Origin of the sequence: Corallococcus sp. CA053C (assembly GCF_003611675.1) — a bacterium.
In the GTDB taxonomy this organism is placed as follows: Bacteria; Myxococcota; Myxococcia; order Myxococcales; family Myxococcaceae; genus Corallococcus.
On record NZ_RAWA01000446.1, the window covers coordinates 1 to 7,674 of the forward strand.

The window sequence follows — 7,674 nt, forward strand, 5'->3', positions numbered from 1 at the left end:
CCCGGCCACCCCGGGGGGCACGCGGCTGTTCCCCGGTCACCACGCGCCCCGCGAAAAGGCGGCCTGCCCCCAGGTCCGGGAGGTCGGTGAGGCAGCGGCCGTTCGAGAAGCTTTTTCCGTGGCCCGCTCCGACGAGGAACTGTCTGGCCGCGTGCGTCCCGAGCGCTTCCCCAGCGTGACCGCCCGGTTGCCGTGTCAGGGGCGCGACGTCGCCTCGCTGGGGAAACCGGGCACCCGGGTTGCACTGCCCGGGCGCGGCCGGATCCACGCGGAACGCAGTGCGGGGGGACGCCGGTGCCAGGTGTGGGAAGGACGGGACCCTGTATGGCGAGCACTCGATGGGCGGCGGTGGCGGTGATGGTGGCGGCGGTGGCGTGGACGGCGTGTGAGCGGCCCTCGTCACACCAGGCGCGCACGGGGTTCGCGGCGCGGCCGGAGCTGTTGGAGTTCGGCGCCTCCGCGCTGGGGCGCACCAAGGCGATGAAGCTGCGGCTGGCCAACCAGGGCCGCGCGTCCTACCGCGTGGAAGGGGCGCGCTCGTCGCTGCCCAACGTCAGCATCCCTCCGTTCGAACCCTTCACGCTGTCGGCCGGCGCGGAGCAGGAGATTGAGGTGCGCTTCACGCCCGACGTGGAGGGCGCGGTGCAGGGCCAGCTGGAGGTGCTCACCGACGCCACGGGCGAGGCGGTGGCGAAGGTGCCCGTCACCGGGCGCGGCGTGAAGGCGCTGGTGGAGGTGCCGGAGACGGCGCTCGACTTCGGCAACGTGAACCTGGGGCTGGTGGAGATGCGCGAGGTGACGGTGCGCAACCCCTCCGACGTGGAGAGCCCGCTGATGCTGTCGGTGCAGGGCGCGGACGCGGATCAATTCTCCGCCGGTTCAGGCCTGCCGTCGTCGCTCGCGCCCCATGAGACGCGCAAGCTGCCCGTGGCCTTCAGCCCGGTGCGGCTGGGCACCTCCGAGGCGGCCCTGCACATCACGGTGTGCGAGGGCTGCGAGCCCGCGGTGGTGACGCTCACCGGCACCGGGGTCGCCAGCATGCTGGAGGTGACGCCGCTGCGCGTGGACTTCGGCCGGGTGGCGGTGGGCGCCACCGCCGAGGAGCGCATCACCGTGCGCAACCAGGGCAATGAGCCCCTGCGCTACACGGGCGCCACGCTGCTGGAGGATCCGTCCGGCGTGTTCCAGGTGGTGAGCGCGCCGGCGCTCGCCAACGATGTCCTGCTGCCCGGAGGCGTGGTGGAGCTGCGCGTGGCCTTCACGCCGAAGGCCTCCGGCAAGGCGCGGACCGGCCGCGTGGAGGTGGCCGTGCGCAAGCCGGACACCACGTCGCCGGGCCCCAAGGTGTCGCTGGTGGGCGAGGGGGGCTCGTCGTGCGTGGACGTGACGCCGGACCGGTTGGACTTCGGGGCGGTGGCCTTCGGCATGACGGCCACGCGCGACGTCACCGTGCACAACCGCTGCCGCGAGGAGGCGTCCGTCACCGGGCTGAAGCTCACCACGCGCTCGGGCGGCTACTTCACGCTCGCGCAGCCGCCGGCGAACCAGACCGTGGCACCGGGGGGTGTCCTCAAGGTGGGCCTGACGTTCAGCCCGCGCGCGGGCGTCTCCGGCGCGAGCGGCGGGCAGCTCGCCGTCACCACGAGCCACGACGGCGCCAACGCCACGGAGGGCGTGGTGCTCGCGGGTGAGGGCCGGGCCTTCAAGCCGTGCGTGTACGCGCTGCCCGGGTCGCTGGACTTCGGCCAGGTGCCGGTGGGCTCGGAGGTGGCGCTGGGGGTGACGTTGCGCAACACGGGTTCGGAGGCGTGCTACCTGTCGGCGCTGCAGCTCGCGTCGGGCTCGGACGGGGCCTTCCGCGCGGAGCCGGTGGTGAACGGGGTGCTGGAGCCCGGACGCAAGGCGACGCTCGTGGTGCGCTTCCAGCCGCCGGAGGAGGGAGTCTTCGAGGGGCTCGCCGAAGGGTGGGTGAGCCATCCGACGCTGGGCCATCCGCTGGTGACGCTGAGCGGGCGGGGCGTGCGGGGGTGCTTCTCCGTGCAGCCCACCACCGTGGACTTCGGCGTCAGCCGGCTGACGTGCGGCCCTCGCACCCGCGAGTTCATGGCCTACAACGACTGTCCGGGCCCCGTGACGGTGACGGGCCTGAAGCTCGAGCAGCCCGGCGCGGAGTTCGCGGTGTCGGGAGCGCTGCCGGCCCTGATGCCGCCGGGGGCGCGCGTGAAGCTCACCGCGAAGTACACGCCCGCGCAGGAGGGGGACGACACGGCCACGGTGCGCTTCACGCTGGCGGACGGCGCTGTCTACAACGCGGGGCTCGTGGGGCGCGGCCTGTCGAGGACGGAGCAGACGGACCGCTTCTTCCAGGAGTCGGAGGCGAAGGTGGACGTGCTCTTCATCGTCGACAACTCGGGGTCCATGATGGAGGAGCAGCAGAGCCTGGGCTCGAACTTCGCCGCCTTCCTCACGGCGGCCACCGCGGCGCAGGTGGACTACCGCATCGGCGTGACGACCACCGGCCTGGACCCTTCGCCCGGCGGCTGGTCGGAATGCCCCGGCGGCGCGCTCGGCGGGGAGAACGGGCGCCTGTTCCCGGTGGACGGCACCAGCCCGCGCATCATCACGCCCCAGACGCCCCACGCGGCCAGCGTCTTCGCCACCAACACGCACGTGGGGGTGTGCCATTGGAACGAACAGGGCCTGGACGCCGCGTGGCGCGCGCTGTCGGATCCGCTGCTCTACAACCTGGATGATCCGCGCACGCCGCAGCCCGGGGACGGCAACGGCGGCTTCCTGCGCGAGGACGCGAAGCTGGCCATCATCGCGCTGTCGGACGAGGAGGACTTCAGCTCGCAGCCGGTGTCCTTCTACGAGACGTACTTCCTGGCCCTGAAGGGCAACGACCGGAGCAAGGTGTCCTTCAACGCGGTGGTGGGCCCGCTGGACCTCAACACCTGTCCCACCTCCAGCAGCTCCGGCAGTCGCTACATCGAGCTCGCCCTGAAGCTGGGAGGCGTGGTGGACAGCATCTGCACGCCCAACTGGGCCGCGTCGCTGGAGAAGCTGTCGGAGAGCGCCTTCGGCGCCAACCGCAGCTTCCCCCTGTCGGAGAAGCCGCTGGACGCGGGCGCCATCACCGTCCGGGTGGACGGCACCCTGGTGACGGACGGCTGGTCCTACGAAGCCCCCGTCAACGCCGTCGTCTTCGACCGGCTGCGCGTCCCGGGGCCCGGCGCCCTGGTGGAAATCACCTATCCGCTCGGTTGCCCGTAGTCCGGGCAGCCATTCGTCCGTCATCGGGCAGAGTGGGGGCGGACGACTCGACAGCGCGGGACGGGAGGCTTTGAGTTGGGACATGCCGCCGGACTCCCTTCTCGTTGCCGCGCTGGGTGACATCCATGGCCGCTTCCACCGGGTGGAGGCGTGGCTGGACGCGCTGGAGCAGGCGCGGGGCCGCCGTGTGGACTTCGCCCTGGCCGTGGGCGACGTGGAGGCCTTCCGCCACGCGGACGACCACCGGCGCAAGGCCGCCAAGCGAGCGATGCCCGCGGAGTTCGCCGAGTACGCGGACGGCCTGCGGCGCATGAAGCGGCCGCTGTATTTCATTGGCGGCAACAACGAGGACTTCGAGGCGCTGCACGACCTGCCCGACGGCGGCGAGCTGGCCCCGGACGTCCACTACCTGGGCCGCGCCGGCCTGCGGACCCTGGGCGGCCTGCGGGTGGCCTACCTGTCCGGCATCCACGCGCCGCGCTTCATCGACCAGCCGCTCAAGCGCCCCACGTCGTTGGATACGGCGAAGCAGGCGGGCTACTTCCGCGCGCCGGAGGTGGAGCGGGTGGCGGCCCTCAAGGACGTGGACCTGCTGCTCGTGCACGAGTGGCCCCGGGGCATCGTGCACAAGGCCCGTGAAGAGCGGCTGGCGCCCGCGCTGCCGCTGCCCTCGCCGTGGATTGGCAACCCGGTGACGCGCAAGCTGGTGGACGCGGTGCACCCGCGCTGGGTGCTCTGCGGTCACTCGCACAAGCCCTTCGCCGTCTCGCTGGAGGCGCTGGGGCGCACGCAGTCTCGCGTGGCGTGTCTGGATCAAGCGGCCCGCCCCGACACCGCCGTCTTCTGGCTGGAGTTCGAGGGCCGTGAAGCGCAGCGCGCTGGCTGGGGCGTGACGGGCACCGTCGCGTGGGAGGCGGGACAGCGCTGGGGGCTGCACACGCTGCCGGCCCTGGGTGAACCGGGGTCCGGTGACGGGCCCGGCGACGACCCTCCTGGCGCTACAGCCTGACGACGTCCTGGCCCCGGCGCGGCAGCTCCACGCGGAACTCCGTGTAGGGGCCCTCGCCGGAGAGCACCTCCACGCCGCCCTGGTGGGCCTGGATGATCTGCTGGACGATGTAGAGCCCCAGGCCCAGCCCCTCGCCCCGGCCGCGGTTCTGCTGGCCGCCCCGGAACGGATCAAAGAGGAAGGGCAGCAGGCGGGGCGGGATGACGCCCACGTTGGTGATGGTGAAGCGCAGCGCGTCGTCGCGCGTGCCGTCCACGCGGATGCGCACCGGCTCCGCGGTGTCGCCGTGCTGGAGCGCGTTGCCGATGAGGTTGGAGGCCACCTGCGCCAGCCGGTCCGCGTCCCAGTCCCCCACGAGGTCGCCGTCCTGCTGCACCTCGATGGTGTGCCGGGGCCACGCCGTCTGGTGCTCCTGCACCATGCGCTGCACCAGCTGGCCGAAGTCCGTCTGACCCCGGCGCAGCGGGATGCCACCCGCGAGCCGCGCGCGCGCCAGGTCCAGCACGTCTTCAATCATGCGGCCCATGCGCTTGCCGCTCGCGAGCATGCGCGCGGCCGTCTTGCGCACGGCCTCGTCCTCCGTGCGGCGCAGGAGCAGCTCCGCCGCGGTGAGGATGGCGCTCAGCGGGTTGCGCAGGTCGTGTCCCAGCACGGCGGTGAACATCTCGTTGAGGCGCAGCGTCTCCGCGAGGATGTCCAGTTGCTGGGCCAGCTGCTGCTTCTGCCGGTGGATCTGGAAGAAGACCTCCGCCTTGCTGCGCAGCACGTACGCGTCCAGCGGCTTGTAGAGGAAGTCCACCGCGCCCGCGTCGTAGCCCTTGAACATGCGGCGCGGGTCGCCCGCGCCCGCGGTGACGAAGATGATGGGCACGTCGCGCGTGCGCTCCGAGCCGCGCATCAGCTCCGCCAGCTCGAAGCCGTCCATGTCCGGCATCTGCACGTCCAGGAACGCGAGCGCGAACTCGTGTTGCAACAGCAGCTCCAGCGCGTGCGCGCCGGACGGGGCGCAGTACACCTCCACGTCGTCGCGCCGCAGCAGCGCGGTCAATGCGAGGAGGTTCTCCTCCAGGTCATCGACGAGCAGACACTTGACCCGGGAGGACACGCCCTGGGGCTCCTTGTAGGGGATGGACGCATCAGACAGCATCAAGGCCTCCCCACGCCTTCATGTGCGCAGGCATCTGTTCAAGAGGCAGCACGAAGTCCACCACCCCGCCCGCTGGAGCGCCCAGGACGATGGCGTCGACGCGGCCCGCGCGGGTGACTCCGGGGATGCATTGGGGGGCCATGGGCGGTGGGGTCCTCTATCGCTTCTGGTACAGCGGCTCCTCGGGGACGACCGGGGCGAAGGCCGCTTCGTGCGCGGAGAAGCGCAGGGACTCGCGCGCGCCCAGGCCCAGGAAGCCCTTGTGACAGAGCGCTTCGTGGAAGAGCCCCAGCGCGCGCTCCTGCAGGTCGCGGTTGAAGTAGATGAGCACATTGCGGCACGACAGAAGCTGCACTTCGGCGAACACACTGTCGGTGGCCAGACTGTGGTCCGAGAAGACGAGGTGGGCCTTGAGTGACTTGTCGAACACCGCGCGGCCGTACGCGGCCGTGTAGTAGTCCGACAGCGACGTGCGCGCGCCCGACAGGCGGTGGTTCTGGGTGAAGTCCGCGATGCGCTCCACCGCGTACACGCCCGCCTCCGCGCGCTGGAGCGCGAGCGGGTTGATGTCCGTGGCGTACAGGAGCGTGCGCTCCAGCAGCCCCTCCTCGCGCAGCAGGATGGCGAGCGACCACGCCTCCTCCCCGCTGCTGCACCCCGCGACCCACACCTTGAGGGACGGGTAGGTGCGCAGCACCGGCACGACGTGTTCGCGCAGCGCGCGGAAGTAGGTCGGGTCCCGGAACAGCTCGCTCACCTGCACCGTGAGGTAGTCGAGCAGCGCGGGGAAGAGGGCGGGCTCGTGCAGCACCCGGTCCTGGAGCCGCGACAGCGTGGCGCATTCGAAGTGCGCCGCGGCCTGGGCCATCCGGCGCTTGAGCGACGACACCGCGTAGCCGCGGAAGTCGTGGTGGTACTTGAGATAGAGCGCGTCGAGCAGCAGGCGCAGTTCGATGTCGAAGTCCTTCGACGCCACGTCGAGCCGGTGCGGACTCATCCCCGGGGCATCCACACGCGCAGGAGCGACAGCAGCTTCTCCACGTCCAGCGGCTTGGCGATGTAGTCATTGGCGCCCGCCTGGAGGCACTTCTCCTGGTCGTCGCGCATGGCCTTCGCGGTGAGCGCGATGATGGGCAGCTTCTGCCATTCGGAGTGCTTGCGGATCTCCCGCGTGGCGGTGAGCCCGTCCATCTCCGGCATCATGATGTCCATCAGCACCAGGTCCACGGCGAGCTGCGGCTGGGCAAGGCTCCGGGTGAGCATCGCCAGGGCCTCCTTGCCGTTGCGCGCGATCTCCACCTTCGCGCCCCGGGGCTCCAGCACGCTGGAGAGGGCGAAGATGTTCCGCACGTCGTCCTCCACCACCAGGATGCGCCGGCCATCCAGCGTGGCCTCCCGGTCGCGCGCCGCCTGGAGCATGCGCTGGCGCTCCGGCGGCAGGTGCGACTCCACCTGGTGCAGGAACAGCGTCACCTCGTCCAGGAGCCGCTCCGGGGAGCGCACGCCCTTGATGATGATGGAGCGTGAGAAGCGGCGCAGGCGCTGCTCCTCGTCCCGGCTGAGCGCGTGCCCGGTGTAGACGATGACGGGCGGGAAGGAGACGTCCTCCTGCGCGGCCATCTGCTCCAGCAGCTCGTAGCCGCTCAGGTCCGGCAACTGGAGGTCCATCACCATGCACTCGAAGGTGTGCTCGCGCAGCTGCTGGAGCGCTTCGTGCGCGGTGGCCACGCACTCCACCTGGACCTGCTCGTTCTCCAGCAGCTTCTGGAGGCTCTCGCGCTGGCGGACGTCGTCCTCCAGCACCAGCACGCGGCGCACGCCCGGCGTGAACTTCGTCTCCAGCTTGCGGAAGACATCCAGCAGCTCTTCGCGCTGCACGGGCTTGAGCGCGGAGCCCACCGCGCCCAGCTCCAGCGCCTCGCGGGCCTGATCCACCGCGGACAGCACGTGCACGGGGATGTGGCGCGTGCGCGCGTTGCGCTTGAGCTGATCCAACACCGTGAGGCCGGAGTGGTCCGGCAGGTTGATGTCCAGGAGGATGGCGCTGGGCTGGTGGGTGAGCGCGGCCGCGAGCCCCTCCGTGCCGGTGGGGGCCAGCAGGCACTGGAAGCCCAGCTCCCACGCGAGGTCGCGAAGCACGCCAGCGAAGTGCGCGTCGTCCTCCACCACCAGCAGCAGGCGCGAGCCGGGGATGAGCTGGTCGCGGTCGTCCTCCAGGCCCAGGGGCAGGCCCGCGGGAGGCGCT

Annotated in this window: 6 protein-coding genes; 2 read left to right on the forward strand and 4 right to left on the reverse strand. The window is 71.3% G+C overall.

What is annotated here, in order from left to right:
- The first annotated feature begins 324 nt into the window (after positions 1 to 324).
- Both D7V97_RS36790 and D7V97_RS36795 read left to right on the forward strand, forming a co-directional pair.
- Complete coding sequence (locus D7V97_RS36790; protein WP_120615282.1) at positions 325 to 3,273, forward strand: choice-of-anchor D domain-containing protein; 2,949 nt, start codon at positions 325 to 327, stop codon at positions 3,271 to 3,273.
- Between the two features lie 82 nt (positions 3,274 to 3,355).
- Complete coding sequence (locus D7V97_RS36795; RefSeq protein ID WP_120615283.1) at positions 3,356 to 4,282, forward strand: metallophosphoesterase; 927 nt, start codon at positions 3,356 to 3,358, stop codon at positions 4,280 to 4,282.
- On the opposite strand, the gene D7V97_RS36800 is transcribed toward D7V97_RS36795, so the two are convergent.
- From D7V97_RS36800 to D7V97_RS36810, 4 genes are all read right to left on the reverse strand, one after another.
- Positions 4,272 to 5,429, reverse strand: coding sequence for a hybrid sensor histidine kinase/response regulator (locus D7V97_RS36800; protein ID WP_120615284.1), 1,158 nt, complete (start codon positions 5,427 to 5,429; stop codon positions 4,272 to 4,274). The two genes, D7V97_RS36795 and D7V97_RS36800, sit on opposite strands and share 11 nt — an antisense overlap.
- Positions 5,419 to 5,571 (reverse strand): hypothetical protein, encoded by a 153-nt coding sequence (locus tag D7V97_RS44955; RefSeq protein WP_158623530.1) that lies wholly within the window; start codon positions 5,569 to 5,571, stop codon positions 5,419 to 5,421. The genes D7V97_RS36800 and D7V97_RS44955 overlap by 11 nt, the downstream gene beginning before the upstream one ends.
- A 15-nt stretch (positions 5,572 to 5,586) precedes the next feature.
- The gene (locus D7V97_RS36805) at positions 5,587 to 6,426 is read right to left on the reverse strand and encodes a protein-glutamate O-methyltransferase CheR (RefSeq protein WP_120615285.1); all 840 of its coding nucleotides are present in this window, start codon (positions 6,424 to 6,426) and stop codon (positions 5,587 to 5,589) included.
- Positions 6,423 to 7,674, reverse strand: a 1,252-nt coding sequence (locus tag D7V97_RS36810; protein ID WP_120615286.1) for a response regulator, incomplete at its 5' end; no start/stop codon positions are given. The genes D7V97_RS36805 and D7V97_RS36810, both read right to left, overlap by 4 nt.